At 47.6% G+C, this 23,019-nt stretch carries 14 protein-coding genes; 12 read left to right on the top strand and 2 right to left on the bottom strand.

Annotated features, from left to right (window positions below):
- Positions 1-21 precede the first annotated feature (21 nt).
- The 3 genes from PAHA3_RS17485 to PAHA3_RS17475 are packed head-to-tail and all read left to right on the top strand — an operon-like array spanning position 22 to position 3,697.
- Positions 22-2,124, top strand: a complete 2,103-nt coding sequence (locus tag PAHA3_RS17485; protein WP_062835844.1) for a BglG family transcription antiterminator — start codon at positions 22-24, stop codon at positions 2,122-2,124.
- A complete protein-coding gene (locus PAHA3_RS17480) occupies positions 2,121-2,555 on the top strand; it encodes a PTS sugar transporter subunit IIA (protein ID WP_062835843.1) in 435 nt (144 codons plus the stop codon). The genes PAHA3_RS17485 and PAHA3_RS17480 overlap by 4 nt, the downstream gene beginning before the upstream one ends.
- Positions 2,552-3,697 (top strand): mannitol-1-phosphate 5-dehydrogenase, encoded by a 1,146-nt coding sequence (locus PAHA3_RS17475; RefSeq protein WP_062835842.1) that lies wholly within the window; start codon positions 2,552-2,554, stop codon positions 3,695-3,697. The genes PAHA3_RS17480 and PAHA3_RS17475 overlap by 4 nt, the downstream gene beginning before the upstream one ends.
- Before the next feature lie 63 nt (positions 3,698-3,760).
- Here the strand turns inward: PAHA3_RS17475 and PAHA3_RS17470 are convergent, their stop codons facing one another.
- Both PAHA3_RS17470 and PAHA3_RS17465 read right to left on the bottom strand, forming a co-directional pair.
- A complete protein-coding gene (locus PAHA3_RS17470) occupies positions 3,761-4,012 on the bottom strand; it encodes a cysteine-rich CWC family protein (protein ID WP_082762842.1) in 252 nt (83 codons plus the stop codon).
- 136 nt (positions 4,013-4,148) lie between these two features.
- Complete coding sequence (locus PAHA3_RS17465; protein ID WP_062835840.1) at positions 4,149-6,152, bottom strand: endonuclease MutS2; 2,004 nt, start codon at positions 6,150-6,152, stop codon at positions 4,149-4,151.
- Between the two features lie 512 nt (positions 6,153-6,664).
- Here PAHA3_RS17465 and PAHA3_RS17460 point away from each other — a divergent pair.
- The 9 genes from PAHA3_RS17460 to pulA all read left to right on the top strand — a co-directional run bounded on the left by PAHA3_RS17460 (position 6,665) and on the right by pulA (position 22,996).
- Complete coding sequence (locus PAHA3_RS17460) at positions 6,665-9,001, top strand: AraC family transcriptional regulator (RefSeq protein WP_167350898.1); 2,337 nt, start codon at positions 6,665-6,667, stop codon at positions 8,999-9,001.
- Positions 9,002-9,282: 281 nt separating this feature from the next.
- Positions 9,283-10,236: an ABC transporter permease gene (locus PAHA3_RS17455; protein ID WP_017686861.1), complete on the top strand. Its 954-nt coding sequence runs from the start codon at positions 9,283-9,285 to the stop codon at positions 10,234-10,236.
- A 45-nt stretch (positions 10,237-10,281) separates the two neighbouring features.
- On the top strand, positions 10,282-11,154 hold the full coding sequence (locus tag PAHA3_RS17450; protein ID WP_062835838.1) for a carbohydrate ABC transporter permease: 873 nt from the start codon (positions 10,282-10,284) through the stop codon (positions 11,152-11,154).
- A gap of 62 nt (positions 11,155-11,216) precedes the next feature.
- Positions 11,217-12,716, top strand: a complete 1,500-nt coding sequence (locus PAHA3_RS17445; RefSeq protein WP_062835837.1) for an extracellular solute-binding protein — start codon at positions 11,217-11,219, stop codon at positions 12,714-12,716.
- A gap of 24 nt (positions 12,717-12,740) precedes the next feature.
- Complete coding sequence (locus tag PAHA3_RS17440) at positions 12,741-13,844, top strand: glycoside hydrolase family 88/105 protein (protein WP_062835836.1); 1,104 nt, start codon at positions 12,741-12,743, stop codon at positions 13,842-13,844.
- Between the two features lie 108 nt (positions 13,845-13,952).
- Positions 13,953-15,464: an extracellular solute-binding protein gene (locus PAHA3_RS17435; protein ID WP_062835835.1), complete on the top strand. Its 1,512-nt coding sequence runs from the start codon at positions 13,953-13,955 to the stop codon at positions 15,462-15,464.
- A gap of 348 nt (positions 15,465-15,812) precedes the next feature.
- Positions 15,813-17,081, top strand: coding sequence for an S-layer homology domain-containing protein (locus tag PAHA3_RS17430; RefSeq protein ID WP_062835834.1), 1,269 nt, complete (start codon positions 15,813-15,815; stop codon positions 17,079-17,081).
- A gap of 86 nt (positions 17,082-17,167) precedes the next feature.
- Positions 17,168-20,776, top strand: a complete 3,609-nt coding sequence (locus PAHA3_RS17425; protein WP_082762841.1) for a DUF5704 domain-containing protein — start codon at positions 17,168-17,170, stop codon at positions 20,774-20,776.
- A gap of 171 nt (positions 20,777-20,947) precedes the next feature.
- Positions 20,948-22,996, top strand: coding sequence for a type I pullulanase (pulA, locus tag PAHA3_RS17420; RefSeq protein WP_062835833.1), 2,049 nt, complete (start codon positions 20,948-20,950; stop codon positions 22,994-22,996).
- The last annotated feature ends 23 nt before the right edge of the window (positions 22,997-23,019 follow it).

Below are 23,019 nucleotides of genomic sequence, written 5' to 3'. Positions count from 1 at the left end.
CCCTGAGCCGGAGGCTGAGATATGAGTATTACCAAAAGACAACGTGAAATCGTGGAGTTCCTGCTAGAGCATCCACATGAAGTAACAGCCGGCGAAATCGCCGTTGAAGTAAAGGTCAGTACCCGAACCGTTCACCGGGAGCTTCAAATGATTGAACAATGGCTTGAACCCCTGGGAATGAAGCTGGAAAAAAAATCAGGAACCGGTATCCGAATCGATGCTGGTTCCGATGATCTGGCTGTATTGCGCCAGCAATTGGAGGGTAAAGAATACGTAGAGTTTACGCCAGAAGAGCGTAAGCTCTTCATGCTTTGCATCCTGCTTGATGAACCGGAGCCTGTAAAGTTGCTCGCCCTGGCTTCCGATCTGAAAGTGACTGTATCTACCGTAACTACTGATCTGGACGATTTGGAATCACGGATTCGTCAGGCGGGACTGAAGCTGGTTCGCAGACGTGGATATGGCGTCAAGATTAACGGAAGCGAGACGATTCATCGCACAGCCATAGCTGCACTTGCACTGGAATTTTTGGATGAGTCTGACTTGTTCGGAAGACAGCCTGAACAAGGGTGCTCCATCGTAAACCAAAAACTGTTGGATATGATCGGACACGGTGATGTGCTTACGGTCGAAAATGCGTTATGGCAACCAGATATCGAATGGCTGGAGAACATCCCGGAACGCCAATACATGAAGCTGCTGATTCAATTGTCCGTAGCGGTTGTACGTATTCGTAAAGGCTTTGGCATTGGCCGTATGTCTCCACGAGAGAAAACGGGGGATGACGTTGCAGAGCGGGATGATATGAAGGTTCCGCCTTATATGGCATCCCGCTTGTGTGGTGTGTTATCCACCCAGCTGGGGCTGACATTCTCCCAAGATGAGCAAGCTTATTTTCACAGACTATTAGTTGAGACAGAGCAGCGAATTCACTCTTCCAGGCTGTTGCCAATAGACGACTTGATTTTACTGGACAGGGTACATTCATTGATTGATCAGATGCAGGCGAGAACGCATTATGCCTTTCATGAGGATCGTTTGCTTCGTGAAGGTCTACTTGGTCATATGGAACCTGTAATGGAGCGAATTGAAGGACAACAGATGATTCGTAATCCGCTATTGCAGCAGATTCGCAAGGATTATGATTTACTCTTCGAAGATGTCAAAAAATCCGTGGGGCAAGCTTGGCCAGGTACAGACGTTCCGGATGAGGAAATTGGTTTTCTGGTCATGCATTTTGGAGCTTCCATTGAGAGGTTACGTGCACTGAAACGGGAAATCAGGGCCATCATCGTGTGTACAAGCGGAATCGGTTCATCACGTATGCTTTCCAGCCGATTGTCCAAGGAGATTCCCGAGATTCGGATCATGGATAGCGTGTCCTGGTACGAGGCTGCCCGGATACCTACAGATCAATATGATCTGGTGTTATCCACTGTCGATCTGCCGATGGATGAGCATCAGTATTACAAAGTGAGTCCACTGCTTACAGCAGAAGAGAGCGAGCGCCTGCGGCATTTTATTAAAACCACAACGTTACAACAGCAGCATAACAAGCCCCGTGAAACAGAGGTTCAGACGACAAGTCGTTACTCGGACCCTGACGGAATGGAAGCTACACTGATTGAAATCGTCCGAATTATTGGCAAGTTTCAGGTGTATCCGCTGGATAATCAAGATATTGGTTTCTATAAAACCGTGTATGCGATGTGCAATGTACTCCATGGATCTGGTGTATTGAAGGAGCCGGAGGAGATCGCGAAACGGTTGGAGGCACGTGAGGCAGTGGGGAGTCAGAAGATTCCCGGCACAAGACTTGCGCTCTTTCATACACGAAGTGAGGGGATCTACAGGCCATCTATCAGTCTGTTTCAGCTCACGGAGCCACTCCTTCGTACGCCGGATGATCCGGCAGGAGTTACCCATATTCTCTTGATGCTCGGTCCAAGAGAATTATCCAAGGAAAGCTTGGAGGTTCTCAGTGAGATCAGCGCCCTGTTATTGCAGGAAGAGATGATTACATTGCTGGAAAAGGGAATCAGGGATGAACTCATTCATTACCTGTCTCAGGAACTTGTTGGATTTTATCGCAGTAAAACCGAAATTGGAGGTCAACCATTATGAGTATGTTAACAACAGATAAAATCATCATGAACGCGACGGCTCAGGACAAATATGAAGCGATTCGTATGGCAGGACAGATTCTGAAGGATGCGGGACATATTACCGCTGATTACATTGAGAAGATGATTGAACGTGAAGAGATTGTCTCGACCTATGTAGGGAACGGACTTGCGATCCCGCACGGTACGAAGGAGTCCAAAGCTTTCATTTTATCTACAGGCATCTCTGTCATTCAGTATCCACAGGGTGTTGATTTTGGCGAAGAAAAGGCGTATATGGTCATTGGTATCGCGGCTCAAGGCGGGGAACATATGGAGATCCTGACTAGCATTGCGGTGATCTGTGCTGAAGATGAGAATATGGAGGCCCTGCGTTTGGCTAAAACTGCCGAAGAAGTTATTGCTATTCTGGAAAGTGAAATGGAGCTATGAAGGCCCTACACTTTGGCGCAGGTAACATTGGACGCGGGTTTATCGGATTAATTCTCTCCCGTGCAGGGTATGAGGTGATTTTCTCCGACGTGAATCAGACCTTGGTAACAGCTCTCCAGAAACGGGGGCAGTATACGGTGGAACTGGCCAACGAGAGCAAGGATCAGGAGACCGTAACAGGTGTAAATGCCATCGATGGAACCCAGCTGGAGACGGTTGCCCAAACCGTGGTGGAAGCTGATCTGATTACAACCGCAGTGGGCGTGGGCGTACTGAAGCATATTGCACCAGGTATTGCGAAGGGACTTGAGAAAAGACTGAGTTCTGGTCCTGCTCAGAACCCTCTTCATATTATTGCTTGCGAGAACGCCATTGGAGCCAGTACACAATTGAAAGAGCATGTATATGCTCTGCTCAATGAAGAGACACGTTCCCTTGCGGATCAGTACGTTTATTTTCCAGATTCGGCTGTAGACCGGATTGTACCCATTCAGCATCATGAAGATCCTCTGCATGTACAGGTGGAGCCTTTTTACGAGTGGGTGGTAGATCGTTCCCAGATGGCTCCTGCATTCAAACCGGTTGAGGGCATCGTATATGTCGATGATCTGGAGCCGTATATCGAACGTAAACTGTTCACGGTTAACACAGGACACTGCGTTGCTGCGTACATCGGTAATGTGCATGGGTATGACACGATTCAGAAGGCTATTGCCGATGAAAAGGTGAAATCCATTGTATATGGTGCTTTGCAGGAAACCGGAGAAGTTCTGGTGAAGCGGTTTGGATTCAACCCAGAAGAGCATGAGCAGTATATTGTCAAAATATTGGGACGGTTCGTCAACCCGTATCTCACCGATGAGGTTACTCGTGTTGGTCGTTCCCCCCTGCGCAAGTTGTCTCCGAATGATCGTCTGGTTCGCCCGGCCCTTCAGGCCTATGCGGATGGAACCGAAACGACCTATCTGGCTATGGGCATGGCAGCAGCCTGCAAGTTCGATGTCTCCGATGATCCGGAAGCAGTTGAACTACAGGACATGATCCGCGAGAAGGGGATTACAGCTGCCCTCCACCATTATACGTCCATGGATGAGCATCATCCGGTGCTGGAACAGGCTGTTGCCCAGTATAACCAAATGTAAGATCAGTGGTAGCGAGGCTAACAATCTAGATAATGCATAATATGAAGAAGAGCCATACAGTTGTTAACTGTGTGGCTCTTCTTTTGGTTGGTGTTTATCGGTATAGTCATCCAAACAGCGTTGACATATGCATGATTTTCGGCGCTGCTCTGCCGGAATGCGGTCAAATACACCTTCGGGGAAAGTAGCCCGGTTACACCAGCATTCCGAATGGGGATGTCCTGCGGCATAGGAACAGCGATTAGCTTCCCCGCATAATGGGCAGACAAGAACATCGATATTGCTACGCTCTTGATTGTCTTGTTCTGCAGACATTGGGTTCTTCCCTCCCTGTGAATAGCTACGAGCTGAAGTTAAACATACTGGTTCCAGTATAACAGAAATGTGCTGGTGATCATGGAATTCATTGTGTATATGAGTTCCATTCCGCTACATTTGTTTCTCCCATCGGCTATTCTTCAGGCGGTAATTCGATCTGAAGGCCTTCCACATGTTTGCGTCCCATCAATTTACGCTTCTTTCGATTTTCCTTTGTTTCTAGCACAATGTCCAAATCATAATCGTCACCTGGATAAAGCTCATTGGCAGATATATGCAGAGTCAGGCGTTTCTTATGAATTTTGACTTTGCGTCCCCTGAGCATGACCCCGATATTTCCACGGCTATCCTCCACATCACAGACGATGCCCGACTGATTGAGATAGGCTGCATATACCCGATCCCCTTTGCGAAAATTTTTGGCAGGAGCAGGGGGATCTGACTCTCTGGGTGTTGTTTTTTGGTGGAGACTGATTGAATCTTTTGGTTGCTTCCACTTATCCCGTTTGGACAACTCTACTTGGCTGTCTGATACTGTAACGGAACGAGCAGGAGGCAGGGCCTTAGTTTCCAAAGGAGGTGACGTGAACCCTAATGTACGATCTCTCGAAATACTTTGATCGGACAGGGACTTGGATCGCTCGATAATACGCTGTGGCATGCCCAGCTTTAATGCGATGGAATAAGCATAGCTCTCACCAGCTTCTCCGATACGCAATCGATACAGCGGCTGGAGAGAAACGGTGTCAAATTCCATACGGGCATTTTCGAATCCTGGCGTGGCAGCTGCAAAATGTTTGATTTCACCAAAATGTGTTGTCGCCACAACGGTTGCTCCGCGGCTATGCAGTTCCTCCAGCATGGCGATAGAAAGTCCAACGCCTTCACCGGGATCTGTGCCAGAAGCCATCTCATCAATGAGCACCAGCGTCGATGGATTGGCCTGTTCCAGTATGCCAATCATATTGCGAATATGTGCGGAGAATGTACTGAGCGCTTGTTCCAAACTCTGCCCGTCACCAATATCAACTGCTACCTCGTTATACACAGCCATCTCGCCACCTTCCTCCACCGGAATAAGCAAACCGGATTGCATCATCAGGGTTAGCAAACCAAGTGTTTTGAGTGCGACCGTTTTACCTCCGGTATTCGGGCCCGTAATAATGAGCGACGAGTACGTTGTGCCGATGGCAAAATCAAGGGGAACCATGGAAGAACCCATGAATGGATGACGTGCACGTTGAAGGCTGATGTGGCCCTGAGTATTGACTCGAACGGTGCGTCCGTCCATGGTGGCGGCATATTTGGCTTTGGCAAATAGAAAGTCCAATACACCTACCGTTTCGGTGTTCAGGGCGATTTCACGGTTATACGATTCGGCCAGGGAGGTTAAATCACCGAGAATTTTCATCTCCTCCCGGGACTCCTCCGCTTGTAGAGCAGCCAATTCCATCTGCAGACTTACTAACTCAATGGGTTCAATATATACGGTTTGCCCGCTTCCCGATTCATCTAGCACACTGCCTTTCACCTGTTTACGAAACTCTTTCTTAATGGGCAGAACTGTTCTTCCTCCGCGTTGACTAACGACATGCTCCTGCATAATGGATCGATGTTTACTCACGAGAGAATCGAGCTTTCGTTTCATACGCTCCTCATTCACAGTCATTTTTTTACGAATTCGAATCAGTTCCTTGCTGGCCTGATCCTGAATGCGTCCACTATGGATGCAACGCTCAATTTCACTCAGCAAAGGTGCGATCAGAATCATGGATGCTGCATAACGACTGACGGTGGGAGCGGCCCCTGATTTGCCCTCCATGTATTTCATGAGTTGTGCGCAGCTGCGCAGGAACTGAGCGAGATGACTGAAGTCGCGTTCACTGAATAGATAACCGGTGCCGAGCAGATCCATAATGGTTTCCATTCCGTCCAGTGAAGGGAGGGGGATACTGGCGCCAAAACGAATCAACGCAGCGGCTTCCGCTGTTTCTTCCAGGCGAATCTGGATCAGGTGAGCATCTACCATCGGTTTTAGCTCTCTGGCATAATGTTTGCCCAGATAAGACAGGGCGCAGTCTGCAACGTTTTTTTGAATTTGTGGATAACCCAGACTGTTTAATGTGTTTTCATTCATGCGTAATCTCTCCTTGGATTTGAGTTGGGAATTCAGTTGACGTGCTGAAACATATTCCTGGAAAACGCAAAAAGGGCGGAGAATGAACAAACGTCATTCTCCGCCCTAAATATATGGGAAAGCAGAGTCCGCTACAGGTCTATATGAAAAAATCCGCGCTGAACTCAGCGCGGAAATAGACCCGGACAATGACAATCCCGGAGGCGATTTATGATATCCGCTGTTCTTAACTAAGTACAGGGATCTGGCGCATCATGAAATACACGTATGCCATAAGGGCACAAACGCAATGAAAGGCCAAACTCCTGAATATGAAACTTGGTTAGTTAAGAACATTCACCGACATTAAAAATCTCTCCTTTGATTGAGGAATATGCAACCAATATAAACTGGAAATTGGTTTGAAGTCAACCTTTAGAATAAATAAGTGGACTTGAATAAGAATGGGTTTTAAAATAACAATAGTAAAATAATCCAATGAAAGCGATTTTATAAGAAGGAGGATGCTCTTCTTGCCGAAGTATTTACTGCGTTTGCTCTGCTTTACCCTGATTCTCGGAGCCCTTCCAGTCATTGTTATTGGTTCCGTCTCGTATACGATTGCATCGCGTGACATTGAGCAGAAGGTGCGTGAGAGCAATCTTCAGATATTGCATCAGACCCAAATGCGGGTAGAACAAGTTCTGCGCAGCCTGCAATTATCATCCATCCAGTATGTCAATTCGCCTTTGGTACTGCAAGCGATGAAGAAACCACTAGACAGCAGCGAGTTTCAGGAGATTCGTGATCTGACTTCCGGTTTTAACAACTTGCAAGCGGTTACGAATATTGACCAAGCCTATCTGGTTAATCTGGATGAAGATTGGGTCGTTTCGATGCGTTCTTTCGGCAAATTGGATGATTTCAGCATTCGAGACCGGATTGGCTCCTATCTGACCTATACCAACAGTCTGTTCTGGGTCACTCAGAATGCAAGTTCTGCCAAAGAAAGTGTACCTGTGTCAGCAGGCATGGGTGAATTAACACCCGAACAGGCACCTACCCTTATATCATCCGATAATGTGGTAAGCATGGTATTCAAGATTCCGATGGTACCGACGAATGTGAAACCCAAAGGCTTTCTGGTCATCGATATTGCTGACGCGGAGCTTAGTACATTTCTGAGTCGCAATCCGAATTCCGGGGACTTGTACGTTCTGGACCGGGAACAGAAATATTTTTTGAATGATACCCAGCAAGGTACGAAATATGACACTTTAAATAAGGAAATCCACGAGATCGTTCAGACGACGGGAGAGCCAGAGGGTTTCTTCAGTGCGGAGGTGGAAGGTAACCAGGTGGCGGTTAGCTATAGACAGTCTCCGCTTAATGGCTGGTTGTACGTGTCCGTCGTATCTCTTGGACAGATCACGGCCCAGTCGCAGAAAATTGCATTGGTTACCGGCGTTGCTACGCTGGTCATGTTATGTGTAACGGGACTGGTCGCCATATACGGCAGTCGGCGGATGTACTCACCGATCTCCAGATTGCTGCAGTTTACGAAGGGGCTGGATGCTCCAGTTGCTCCGTCTGGGCGGCGTCAGGATGAATTTATCTATATCGAGGAGCAGCTGTCAACGTTGTTCAGTTCGGAGAAAACGATGCGTGAGCAGATGAAGGGGCAGCATGTGCACCTCCAGGAGTTTTTTATGACCAAACTGCTAACAGGCAAAATCTCGGAAGAGGATTTCAGATATCAGGGAGAATTATACGATTTTCCGACAGGGTGGGCGAGTCTTGGCGTACTCATGCTCCAGATCGATACCTTGGAAGGGACCCGATATGAGGAACAGGATCGCGATCTGCTGCTGTTTGCTGTCAACAATATGGTAGGTGAGCTCCTTCCTTCGGCAGTTCGGTTCACCCCCGTCATGCTGGACGATGCTCAGGTCACCGTACTTGCCTCCGAACTGACGGATGAGGTGAAGCTGAAGGAATGGATGCATACCCAGGCAGACTGGATTCGCGAACGTGTCGTGACCTATCTGAATCTGCCTGTAAGTATCGGCATCAGTCATTCTTACACTTGTATTGGAGATACGCCAAGAGCGGTTCAGGAGAGCCGCGAGGCACTGCAAGGCCGGGTGAGTCTGGGCAGCCGTATTATTTTGCATTACGAGGATATACAGCCACGTGGTCAGATGGAGGCCGCGTTGTATACCCAGTTACGCATGATTGAGGATCAGCTTGCTTCTGCGCTCAAGCAAGGAGATGAGGAGAAGACGGACGCCTACTTTAAGCAATATTTGGGGCTACTTGCAGACAAGAAGCTTCATTTCAGTGAATACCCCGTCATTATGGTTCAGTTATTGTCTCGTGTATATCAGCTTGTGCAGGAGCAAGGCGGAGATGTAGCCGAAGTGCTGGGTGAAAAAGCATCCATGGCACATTTGCTCAAGTTGTCCACATTGGACGAGATGACCAATTGGTTCCGCAAGCGGTTGTTCCTGCCCGTTATCCGTTTCTGGCGAGAGCAGGAAGAATCCCAATACATGAATATTGCGAGGCGCATGATTCGCTTGATCGAGGAACGTTATGATCGTGAATTGTCGCTGGAAGCCTGTGCCGCTGAGCTTAATTTTCATCCTGTCTACCTAAGTCGGGTATTCAAGAAGGAAGCAGGAGTCAATTTTACGGAATATCTCGCAGAGTATCGTATGGAAAAAGCGAAGACTTGGCTGCAAACGACGAATCTTAAAATATCGGAAATTGCCGAGAAATTAAACTATACCAATCCAACCGCATTTATCCGTACATTTCGCAAAATCACAGGAACGACCCCCGGCAAGTACCGGGAGCAGCAGCGATAAAACAAGCCTGCTCTGCCCGCCATGGCAGGCAGGCTTTTTCATGTCCGGATGAAGGAAGAAGACGCTTTTCTCCGAGAAGTTAAGACAGGAATATGGAGGTTGAAAGCAGTTCATCGCTCCTTTAAATTCTGTGATGGAAATGAGCTAAAGCCTTGCTGTACAAGGGGAAACAAAAGGCTAAAACGAGACGATAGCCAGTCATTCGTTTATCCTCCACAATGAAGACATGAATTCAGGAAGTGATATTTTGTAATCGTTTCCAATGTGGGGAGGAAGACAATATGAAAGCCGAAACGGCGGCTCGAACACGGCCCGCTACCCGCAGTGACAAAAACCTGCTGTGGAGAGACATTATCAAAAACCGGTGGCTGTATATCATGTTAATACCGGGTGTGCTTTACTTTGTTATTTTCAAATACATACCCATGTATGGCATCACGATGGCTTTTCAGGATTACACGCCTTACAAGGGCATCTTGGGAAGTGACTGGGTAGGGTTCAAACATTTCCAGCGTTTCTTTGGAGAACCGCAGTTCTGGACATTATTTCGGAATACGTTTTTGCTTGCCATTTATAACATTGTGTTCTTTTTCCCACTGCCGATTGTACTGGCACTCATGATGAATGAAGTTCGCCGTGAACGGTTCAAACGATTTGTACAAACGCTCGTCTACGTTCCACACTTTGTTTCCTGGGTTGTTGTTGTCGGTGTATTCTACATGCTGTTCACAACCGAGGGCGGTGCCATTAATGAACTGCTCTATAACCTGACGGGACAAAAAGTGGCGTTCCTGCTTGAACCCGGATGGTTCCGAACGATGATTGTCGGACAATCCATCTGGAAAGAGGTTGGTTGGGGCACGATTATCTTCCTGGCGGCGCTTTCCGGTGTGGATACACAGCTCTATGAAGCTGCACGGATTGATGGTGCAAATCGCTGGCGCCAAACCTGGCACATTACGTTGCCGGCCATTCGCAGTACAATCGTCATTTTGCTCATTCTGCGTCTGGGCAATTTCCTGGATACAGGCTTTGAACAGATCTTCCTGATGCTGACTCCGACGAACCGGGATGTGGGCGAGGTATTCGATACTTACGTGTACACGAAGGGTCTTACCCAGGCACAGTACAGTTATAGTGCTGCTGTCGGGTTGTTCAAATCGGTTGTCGGGCTGGCGCTTGTCCTTGGTGCCAATACGCTGGCCAAAAAATTCGGGGAGGAAGGCGTCTACTAACCCTCGGTTGCAGACGTTCTTCACCAGACAGGAGTGAACATTAAGATGCAACAGGATAAAACGTGGGGCAACCGGATCTTTGATTTTGTGAATCACGGCTTGCTGCTGTTGATTGGAATCGTGACGGTCATCCCGTTCATTTATATTTTGGCCGTCTCGTTTACCAGTCCGCATGAAGTGGCCAAGGGAGGATTCATTCTTTTTCCAAAAGAGTTCTCTCTGGCTGCGTACCGTTACATTTTCTCTACAGATACCTTGATTCGCAGTCTGGGTGTATCGGTCTATATTACGGTGATCGGTACTTTCATTAACCTGCTGTTTACATCACTTATGGCTTATCCGCTCTCCAGAAGATATTTACGTGGACGCCAGCCCATATTGTTGGGTGTATTGTTCACGATGCTCTTCAGTGGCGGGATGATTCCAACATACTTTGTCGTGAAATCCTTGCACCTGACGGATACGTTGTGGTCGCTGATGCTGCCTACCGCTATTAGTGCATTCAACTTGATCGTACTTAAAAACTTCTTCCAGGCCATTCCCGACGAACTGGAGGATGCGGCCAAAATTGATGGATGTAACGATGTCAGCGTATTGTTCCGGATTGTACTGCCGTTGTCCATGCCAGCGATGGCGACATTTTCACTCTTTTACGCGGTGGCCCACTGGAACAGTTTCTTCAGCGCTGTTATCTATATTAACGATAGTGAGAAGTGGCCTGTCCAAGTCTGGCTGCGTGAGATTGTCATTCTGGCACAAAGCCGAATCGGAGACACAAGTATTGAAGAGACCGAGATCCAGCCACTTACCATTCGCATGGCCGTTATCGTATTCTCTACGATTCCGATTATGCTGGTATATCCATTCCTGCAAAAGCACTTTGCTAAAGGTGTGATGCTGGGTTCGGTGAAAGGTTGAGTGGGCACATGATTCAAAGTCAGTTCACTATGACTGCATAAAAAAAGGGAGGTTTTTATGTTATGAAAGCAACTAAAAAGAAAGCCGTAGCTGTCTTGAGCACACTGGCACTGGTGACAGGTTTGCTGGCAGGATGCGGATCAGACGAGGGTCAGGCTGCCGAGGGCGGCGTACAAAATGTGTCCATAGCCATTGCACAGGTGGGTGATGTGCCAAGCAAAGGCAATGAAGTTCAGCAAAAGATTGAAGCGTATACCAATACCAAACTGGATATCCAATGGATTCCGGCTTCGGCCTACAATGACAAAATCAATGTGATGATCGCTTCAAGCGATATGCCGAAAATTGTGAAGGTACAATATAACCCAACGGTGACCAGCGCGATGCGTAATGATGTGTTCTGGGAAGTGGGGCCTTTGCTGAAAGATTACAAAAATCTGTCGGCACAGAACGAACGTTTTTTTGACAACATCAAGGTAGAGGGCAAAATCTATGGGGTTCCTGTATTCTCCGATATTGCGCGGGCTACAGTGATCTATCGCAAGGATTGGTTCGAGAAGTTGAATCTCAAGGTGCCAACCACACCGGATGAATGGTATGAAACGATTAAGACACTGGCAACCTCCGATCCGGATGGAGATGGTCAGGATAATACGTTTGGACTAATGCTTTTCAAAAAATATAATGAGGACCAATATTCCTTCACAACGCGCCTTGGCGTAAGCTTTGGTGCTCCTAACAAGTGGAAGGTCGAAGATGATGGCAGCTTCACGCCGGAATTCATGACACCGGAATATATGCAGGTGCTGGATCTGCTGAAACGTTTGTACGATGAGAAACTGCTGAACCAGGACTTTGCCGTATTCGACTCTACGGAAGCGGAGAAAAAGTATGATTCCGGTGTTGTCGGTATTCGTGTTGGTGTTGCGCAGAACGGAAAGAGTCAGCAAGAGCGTCTGTCCAAAAACAATCCGGATGGTGTAGTAGACATCGCTGGTTTGCTTGGAGCGAATGGAGATCGTGTTGCAGGACAGACGGGTAACTCCGGCATTCTGGCATTCCCTAAATCAACGGTGAAATCGGAAGAAGAACTCAAAAACCTGCTCTCCTTCCTGGATAAATTGATGGACCCTGAGATGGCTACCCTGTTGATGCGGGGTATGGAAGACAAACATTACACCAAAGTGGGCGAAGATCAGGTGGAGATGAGTGACTTCGATGCATTCCAGCGTGAAGTGAAGCCTTATCGTGACAACCTTCCTTATGTTGAAGGATACAACGTACCAAAATTGAAGGATACCGAACTGGGTGAAAAAGGTACGGCACTTGCCAAGGAACTGGCGGAGCACGCTGTGCCAAACCCTGCGCTGACGTTATATTCTCCAACGTATGGTGACCGTGGGGCGGATCTGGATCAGGTGATTGCCGATGCACAAACCAAATACATTATGGGCAAGATCGATCAAAGTGGCTGGGAAAAGGAAATCGAGAATTGGGGTAATGCCGGTGGAAACAAGATTCGTGAGGAATATGCCGAAGATTACAAAAAACAGGCTCAATAAGGAGCCGGAAGCGGAGGCTTGATCATGAAGGAAACATTGCAATTCACATCCGTGCGCATGGCACAGCAGTTCATGGAAAGTTATCGCAATCATGAGCTGTACCCCAAATGGCATTATGAGAACGGCTGTCTGCTGAAAGCGCTGGAGGAGCTGTATACGCACACGGGGGAGCAAAAGTATTTTGACTACATCCGTGAGCTGATGGATCATTTCGTGCAGGAAGATGGGTCGATTCGCTCCTATACGATCGAGGAATATAATCTGGATCAGATCAACCAGGGGAAATCGTTGTTCCTGTTGCACGAAAAAACGGGAGAAGATAAGTACCGCAAAGCTGCGGAGTTGCTTATGACTCAGCTCAAAGGACAGCCACATACAAGTGAAGGCGGATTCTGGCACAAAAAGATTTACCCTTTCCAGATGTGGCTGGATGGATTGTACATGGCTACTCCGTATCTGACTCAGTATGGCGCAGTGACAGGGGAAGAGAAGTGGTTTGACAAGGCTGCATTGCAGCTCTTGCTGGTGGAGCAACGTACACGTGATCCGCGTAGCGGTCTCTTGTACCACGCTTGGGATGAGAGCAAAGAGCAGCGCTGGAGTTCGGGGGAGACGGGATGTTCTCCACATGTCTGGAGCCGGGCGATGGGCTGGTATGTGATGGCGGTTGTGGATACATTGGATTACCTGCCGGTAGATCATCCGCAGCGCGGACAGATTGTGGGTATCTTGGAACGGGTAGCAAATGCACTTGTTCATGTACAGGACCAACAGACCGGACTATGGCCACATCTGCTGGATCAACCGGGACGTGAGCGGAACTATCTCGAGGCTTCAGGTACCTCGATGTTTGTCTATGCATTGGCCAAGGGTGTGCGTAAAGGATATCTGAGTGGCAAGTTCAAAGCAGTTGCTGAAAAAGGGTATCAGGGTCTGCTGCAGCATTTGTTGCAAACGGATCGTGAAGGCGTGCTGTCCTTGACGCAGTGTAACGGCGGAGCAGGTCTCGGAGGAAGCCCGTATCGTGACGGGTCATACGAGTATTATGTGACTGAATCCATTCGGATCAATGATCCGAAATCGGTCGCTCCGTTCATTTTGGCAGGGGTGGAGATTGAACTGGCGTAATGCTGGTTCTTTTCTTCAGATCATTTATGATAGCGCATACATGCTTGGTTTGAGTGAAATGAGTTAAGATCGCTGAACAATTTGGCTATCCAAAAGGAGAGATGGTTCATGAGTCCAAAAGGTCCAATGTCCCGTTTAGGCGGAATCGTTGTAATTGGTGCAATGTCCGCTGGGCTGCTTGCAGGTTGCGGGGGAGAGAAAACGCCTGCTGCAGGGGAAGGTAAACTTCCCATTTCCATCTCTTTAATGCAGGTTGGTGATATACCGGCCAAGGAGAACGGGATTGAACAGAAGATTGAGGAATATACGAATACGGATGTCAATGTACAGTGGATTCCGCAGTCTGCTTTTGATGATAAAGTGAACGTTATGGTTGCTTCAGGCGAGATGCCAACCATTATGCGTGTGAATTATGTGCCGACAACGTTTAATGCCGCCAAAACGGGACTGTTCTGGGAACTGGGGCCTTACTTGAAGGATTATAAAAACCTGTCTGCCCAATCCGAGGCTTATTTTAACAATATTAAAATTGAAGGCAAGGTCTACGGTATTCCGAACTTCCGGGATATTGGCCGGACTGCGATCGTATATCGCAAGGACTGGTTTGATACGTTGAAGCTGGATATACCCAAAACGCTGGATGACTGGTATGAAGTGATGCGCTCTATTCGTAAGGATGACCCTGACGGGAATGGCAAGGAAGATACGTACGGTGCACTGCTTTTCAAAAAGTATAATGAGGGTGTCTCTTCCCCGCTGACACGGATCGCTGTAAGTATTGGCGGCGTTAACAAATGGGGTGTGGACGATGCCGGGAAATTGACTCCGGAGTTCCTGACCACCGAATATGTGGATACGATGAAGCTCTTCAAGCGACTGTTCAGCGAGGGATTAATTAATAGTGACTTCCCTGCCCTTGACCCTTCCGATGCGGACAAAAAAATGGATTCGGGCTTGGTTGGCATGAAGCTGAATGGTGTGGCTCAGAACGGAAAGTCCTCTCAGCAACGGCTTACGCCTAATGCTCCGGATGGGGAGATTGATGTGGCTCCATTCCAGGGAACCGATGGTATTCGAATCGCCGGGGAGCCAGGAAACTATGGAATGCTGGTGATCCCGAAGGCGTCCGTAACGGATGAGGAACAATTGAAGCAGGTTCTCACGTTCCTGGATCAGTTGATGGATGAGGAATTGAGCGCGTTGCAGCTCCGTGGGTTGCTCGATGTGCACTACACCAAGACTGCTGATGGGAAAACCGAACTCAAGGATTTTGACGCTTATCAGCGTGAAGTGAAGCCATATCGGGATAATCTGTTAAGCATAGAAGGCTATAACGTGCCTGAACTAGTCGATGTTCCGATTGGCATGAAAGGAACGAAGATGGCGCGTGAGAATGAGCAGTATGCCATAGCCAATCCGGCACTCACCTTGTCTTCGGCGATCTATACTGAGCGTGGTCAGGAGCTGGATCAGATGATCTGGGATGCGCAGACCAAGTACATTATGGGGAAAATCGATGATGCTGGTTGGGAGCAGGAAATCGCGAGCTGGAGAAAAGCTGGTGGTGATCAATTGATCACTGAACTCGAAGCATCCTATAAGGAGTTAAACGGAAAATAAAGCTCAATGGAATAAAAAAGGGTTGATCAAATGGAATGATATGGTTTATTCTATGAGTGAGTTCATTTTCCAATATTATAAGAAAGACCACACACCCTTAAAGCATAAGGCTATGAATCTGCGGATTCATGGCCTTTTTTTGTTTTTTAAGCGAATGAAGTAGGTCTATGGAAGGAGTGGTGCACGCCTTGAAGTGATGGGGATGGACGAAAAATAATACCAAAAGCCTAGTTCAACATGGTAGAATATTGATTATTATGGCAAATTTAGGTTTTGGTTGTGAAGAGAAGTAACTAGGTTGACTAAGCAAAGCACCCCCATACTAAGGTACATAGGAGCGTGAGTAGATTGAAGAAGCAGATCGAAGGACATGAGAAGAAGAAAAAACGGAATGTGTGGATCGTAGGGTTGTTAACGACAGCTGTATTGGCAGGAACTCTATTGAACGTTGGACCCGTACATCTGACCTCAACAGCGATAGCTGCATCTGGAACAAGTGACACCGCCCTTAGCAAGTTCAAGGATATTAAAGGCCATTGGGCCCAAGCGACGATTGCCAAAGCTTATGAAAAGAATTTGATCTCTGGTTATCAAGATGGAACATTTCGTCCCAATGGCAAAATCACGCGTGGGGAATATGCGACCATACTTGCCCGTGCGACTGGACTGGAGAAGGTAGAGGGGCAGAATCCCTTTGCCGATCTCAAAGGTCATTGGTCTGAAGCAGCGGTTAGCCAGCTTGTCGGACAAGGATTCATTAACGCTGGCGATTACGCCAAAGGGTTCAATCCGAATGCGGAGCTGACGCGATACGAGATGATGAAATGGATTGCCAATGGACTGATCAAGTCCGGAGCCAGCTTCCAGGATGCTTTTAACGATACAAAAAATACGCTGCTTCCCACACCGGAAGTGAACCGGGGCACCATTCGTGCCGAACAAATTCCGTATCTTGCCCTTGTTCGTGGGACAGGCATTGTCGGTGGATTTCAGGATGGCACATTAAAACCTGCGGATTCCACCACTCGTGCAGAAGTGTCAGCCATTTTGCTGCGTTATATGGACGTGGAGGGCACGGATGCCGGGAAGTATAGTGACCTGAATGAAATGAGAGAGGTCGGCACGACGGGGACGAATCTGACGACGATAACAAATTACAAATATATCAAGGGAAACTTCGGAGATATAGTTAACACAGAGTACACGTTGAAAAATAATGTGGGGGTCGTAAGGTACCATAGATTTATAGTAGTGGATACTCGAGGGGGGAAGCCCAAGGGACTGTACGCCAAGTTATTTGTAGATCCAAACAACTTGACTAGGGCACAAGTAGGCCGCTTCTCTACCTACGCTGAGATAATGTTTACTTCAAAACTTGATAAGTCAAATCTTTTAACTATTGCTAGAGCGAATGATAATATAGCTATTCCAATTCAACGATTATTTAATGTGAGCTATTTGAAAGAAAAAGGGTTTATTACTTTACCAGACGATTCAAATGCGATGTTGAAGCAAGGAGTGCCTACTAAGTTTTGGTCATCACATACTCTGGATCCTGTGAAAGGCGGATATATGTTGAAGAATGATGCTGGTAAAGAAGTTCAAATCTATCAATAGAACTTTTGGTGGTGTTTAAATTTAATATTAAACGTTATCTATTATATTGTTTAAACAGTTTATATAAAGTCTTAGTAATTATATTTATGATGATACCACTCTATTACTGCACATATGATACTCCTAAAGCTAATGCCGTAGAAGCACAATATGGTCCTAAATCCATGAAAGGGCCAGCGGTAACAGTCGATGCAAACCCAACTCAAGGAACACCGGGAGTTTACTGGTATCAACTTGATTCAGGAGAATTTAGGGCAGAATATCAAGGCACACACAAAGATGTGGATAACGGAGGAACTGATTATGATGCATACCCTGTAAAAACAGAAATTCCTGATAATGTTGATATGAGTAGATGGCCGCCACTAAGTTGGAAGCCATATAGAGGTATAGGAATTGATAAGGAAATGGTAACTGATATTAAGTTAAAGAACGACCCTGATGGTGTAAAATATCAGCAGGTAAATAGTTATGAAGGAATAGGTAGTCCAAGAGTTACAAGTGAAAAAAATGCGGATCTTAGAACATATACAGGCAAGGGGTTTGAGTTCTTTGAAAGGGAACCTTATGGGACTAGGCCAGGCAATAAACCCAAATATAAGATGGTGTACCACACCCCTGTTAGCATCTTCTGGGAAGGTAAGATTCACGAAGAAAAAGAAATCGATGTAACCCCAGATTCAACCCTTACCATAGGGCAAACCCAGCAGATGGAGGCCTTGGTGAAGACGAAGGGTTATGGTGCGACAGCCTTTGGTGAGGGCATCGACGTTTCCCGCAGGGAAGCAGAGATTAAATGGTTTTCTTCTGACGAGACGATTGCGAGCATTGAATTGAAAACAGGGATGTTAAAGGCCGAGAGTCCAGGCACGGTCACTGTGCGTGCAATCTGGAACAATGGTACATACCTTATCTCGGATACAGCCACCATTACCGTGACGTCTGAGCCAGGACTCGTGGTGAATCTGCCGAATGCTTGCAAAGCGAATACAACACCTCTCCAGGCAGAAGCCGTTCTAACCAAACCGGATCGCTCTGTTCATAAACTGACGGCTCATCCCAAATTGACGTGGCAGAGCTCGAATCCGGCTGTGGCAACGATCGGCGCAGATGGAAAAATCACGACGAAAGGGATCGTGGGTAGCACCACTATCAAAGCTCATTTTCTTGATTCTGCTCAGCACCTGGATGAACAAGGGACTCAGGTGCTTGAGGTGAAGGACTGCACAGATAATGGAGAAGGCGGTAATGGTAGTGATCCGGGGGGCGACCCTGTGAACGCTTGCCCTGTAACCATCAGCCCGCCTAGTAGAGGTACGGTTATTGAAGCAGCGGTCATGGATCCGTCTGTTCGAGGTGTGCTGAAGGCAGATGACCGGGGAGCTGAGAAGTTTGATGTCACCCGTGGTATTCCAACTTCAGAAGATCTCTATGCCAATGTGTTGGCTAAGGGATATCTGTTCCAGCACCGTTGGGTCAACATGACCGGAACGGTGACTTATACCGTGAATGTGAAGAAGGTTTATCATAAAACCTGGACGATTCCGGGAAGACCCTCTAGTGGTGAGGGGGATCCGGGAACTCCTCCTGAGCCCAGAGAACTTGATGTTCCTGGTGATAAGGCTATGCGAGTAACACGGACATATAGCTATTGGCAGATCGATAACCTGGAGGTATACAAGTTAAATGAGGCCAAGGTATCTAACTATGCGCTAGGTGGATATGGTGGTGATACCGTGACCCTGACGCCCAATGCATATACTCCACCGACTTTGCAATCGGCTATGGATCCTGCGGTTACCAATCATGTGAAACCTGCATCATGCCGAGAGATTGATCTTGGCACCGAAGGGGTTCCGGGGGGTTCAACTGAACCGCCTACGCCAAATGAAACGTCATTGTTTCAATCCAAGGCTGAAGCAGAGGTTAGGGAGAACACTGTCAATAATGACAAGGTAACCTTTAATGGAGAGACGATTATGGACCCTGCTCCGGTGGAGAAAACAGCTCCAAGACCTGGAACGATCCCACAGCCTGGCATGATTGGAGATGATGTTCTGTACCAGAACCGGCTGACGATCAAGAATACATTGATCAACAAAGCTAACCAGCCGTCCACGGGTGAGATTACGTATGGGCTGCTGCCTGGCAATATTAACGGAGGGCAGGATCAGAGGTTTCCCATTCTGGGTATCAACTCGGTGACGGTACATACTCCGGTTGTGAACTATGCCTGGGTGTCAGATGATCAGCCGCATAACCAGAAGACCACGCCTGATCCGACCAGGGCTGCACTTATTCTAGAGCGCCCATTCCTAGTAAGGATACCCACCTCAGGTCAACATTTGGATGCAGCAAGTTACCCTGGTTATGGAAACCGTGATTATGCAAAATATTTTCGGATCAAACAGGTTCGTTTCCCATTCGATGTCTATAACGGTGCCAGAAGTCAGTTTATCCCGGCCCTGACATGGGTGGATATTCCGGTAAATCAGTTGGACACTCCTTTTTATCTCCCGGTGTGGGTAGATGAAGGGAATTACCAGATTGAGTTCCGTAATATCGCCGAAAATGCACCTGCCAACTTTACGGAACAACAGGATGCGAACACAAATCTGACCCATCATGTGGCAGCAGATACCGTTGCTGTAGAGGTTATCGGACGATTATATGATTTTCACATCACCGATATTTCAGATTACAACTGGGAGAATGTGTTCCGCAAGCGGATGGGCAGCCCGGAACCGACGGGTGTGAGCTACTGGGCTGGAAGAAACGGTATTGACGGAGATCCCCGAGGTAACCTTGCTCCCTATGTACTGCCTATTCGTCCCGGCAGTCATCCCGTACAGGGGTTCCGAAATGCAGCGGTGAAGACGGGGTACCATTTTAAGTTTGATCTGAAAACCAAGGGCAATATGTTTGGGAAACAGGATGGTATTCGAATTACACCGACGTTCTCTTTTGTGAGTAAAGATGGCGCCATCCGGCAAGAAGTGGATTTATACTATCATCGAGGACAGGAACGACTCATTCGTATCGGATCGGCACAGGATTTAGAAAAACGCTTTGTTGTCCTTAACTCACGGTTGCGGAATGTACCCGGTACGGAGTTAGGTGATACAGCGCGCTACCAGTATACTTATGAACTGTCAGAGGAGGAACGCAATCAGGGTACAATGGCGGAACATATGGTTCGTTTTGTGGATCAAACCTCTCATCAGAAAACGTGGGTAGGCCGTTATGACTGGATGATTCTTCCTTCACAGATCCGTACACTCATTGGCCCCAAAACAGATATTCCATCTGGTGTTAATGTGGATCGGGCAAATGCAGCGATTCAGCGCTGGTATGGGGAATATAGCTTACCAGCGGATGTATATGCAGTGCCCAAAGGAACCGATCTCGAATCGCTCGCCAGACAAAATCAGTTGGATGAGAAGGCAATGGTATTTCTGAGGGACGGTTACATCGTGGTTAATTTCAATATCGAAACTTTGCGCAGCGGCAATACGAATGCACCACACCTGCAATATATTTATGCTCCGTTGATGAATCAATGGCAGATGGAGGGTTTCGATAACAGCCCGGTAGATGGTCAGGGTAGAAGCTGGCCGATGCATGACGGGGACGTGGTTTTGTACCACGCCGATCAATCCAGCCGTAATGATTTCCAATCCCAAGTACCGCATTAATTAGACATTGTTGTACCCCTAGAGAAGGCAGGCGTAATGTGAATCTACATGACGTTTGTCTTCTTTTGTGTAATTTGGATTATGGTTGGGCAGCAGAACGGGTATAAAGGGTAAGGAGCATTCGTTCCATCCATATTCATTAATTTTCTCAACGAGAGGGGAACCACACATATGATTGAAGAGGATAAGCAGGAACTGTTGATTTCAGAAGATACATACGAAGGAAGAGATCTGGGTGTCACATTAGAAGCACAAGCCTGTCGCTTCAAAGTCTGGTCACCGTTATCCGTTCAGATGGAACTACTTCTGTACCCACCTTTGACAGGTGGAAACCCGGAGGAAGAGCCCAATCAACGCAAACAGCAGGTCTTACCCATGCAAAAGAAAGAACAAGGCGTCTGGATTCTCGAACTGGAGGGCGATTTAAGTAGCTACCGTTACATGTACAAGCCTACTTTCGAAGATGGACACTCAACTACTGCTGTAGATCCATACGCACGAGCGGTGACTATGAATGGAGAAATGGGTGTAATTTTAAAACTAGAGCAGACGCATCCGATTGGATGGAATGAGGATATTCGCCCGGAATTGATAAGTCCTGTAGATGCAGTCTTATACGAGTTACATGTGCGTGATTTCTCCATTCACTCATCATCTGGCATAACGAATAAAGGCAAATACTTGGCTTTTACCGAGACAGGTCTGCATGATTCGGAGGGCAACACACTAGGGATTGACCATTTGGTTGAACTCGGGATCACCCATGTGCATCTGCTACCCGTATTTGATTTTGCGACGGTGGATGAATCCAGGGTGGATGGTGATGCGTCTGATGCCTCCAACTATAACTGGGGGTATGATCCACTTCATTACAATGTCCCGGAAGGTTCCTATGCCTCACGCGCGGATGATCCGGAGACACGAATTCGTGAGTTCAAGTCCATGGTGCTTGCCCTTCATAACAAGGGAATAGGTGTCATTATGGATGTCGTATATAATCATACGTTTGATACGGCAGGCAGCTCGTTTGAAAAACTGGTACCAGGTTACTACTATCGCCAAAATGCCGATGGGACGTATAGCAATGGTTCAGGTACAGGCAATGAGGTGGCTACCGAACGCGCCATGGTACGCAAGTTCATTATCGATTCGGTGCGATACTGGGCAGAGGAGTATCATGTGGATGGTTTTCGATTTGACCTGATGGGCCTGATCGACACCACTACGATGAAAAAGCTTGCAGCGGAGTTACACGCAGAAGTATCCCCATCCATATTGCTGTATGGTGAACCATGGGGTGCACTGGATTCACCGCTTGGGGATGATATGACTCTAAAAGGAGCGCAGCGCGGAGCTGGTTTCGCCGTGTTTAACGATAATTTCCGCGGTGTGATCAAGGGAGACAGCGATGGAACGGGAACAGGTTTTGCAACGGGTGCGGACGGGAAAGAAGGTGAATTATGGACAGGCGTACGGGGAGCAATCGATGATTTTGCGGATGGTCCATCCGAGACCATTAACTATGTAACGGTGCATGATAATCTGAACCTGTGGGACAAAGTCGCACGTACACAAGGACTCCATGATACCTTGAATTTCCTCACCTATGATGAGGATGGAAGTATCCGGGGATGCCAAAGTGTGGAAGAGGCTGTAGAGAAGGCCAAGCCTTACCTGCAGATTGATCCGGATCACATTCTGGAGAATGAGACGGTTAGGCGTTGTCTGCTTGCCAATGGTATCGTGCTAACCTCCCAGGGTGTCCCCCTGATCGCGGCTGGAGATGAGCTGCTTCGCAGCAAATATGGGGATGCCAACAGCCATCAGAGTGGGGACGTAGTCAATGCCATTCATTGGGAGCAAAAGCGACAGTTCAAGCCGGTGTTTGACTATTATCGTGGGCTGATCCGTCTTCGGCGAGAGCATCCAGCTTTTCGACTTCGTACACGGGAAGAGATCGAGAAGCATGTTCGTCAAATAGAAAAAGGTAATGGTATACTAGCCTATGAATTGGAAGGCGCGGCCGTTAGCGATTCATGGGAACGCATTGTTGTCATCTATAATGCTGCAAAAGAACCCCGTACCGTCTCTGTTCCCACAGGGACATGGAATTTGGTTGTAGAAAAAGGACAAGCAGGCATCGAGGTGATACGTACCGTACAGGATGGACAGGTGACTGTGAATGCTTTATCTATAACGGTGATGTATTCGAAGTCCTGATCGCTACAATGGTTGCCAAGAAA

Source organism: Paenibacillus amylolyticus (assembly GCF_001570725.1).
Taxonomy (GTDB): domain Bacteria; phylum Bacillota; class Bacilli; order Paenibacillales; family Paenibacillaceae; genus Paenibacillus; species Paenibacillus amylolyticus_A.
This window is presented reverse-complemented; position numbering and strand designations above follow the sequence as displayed.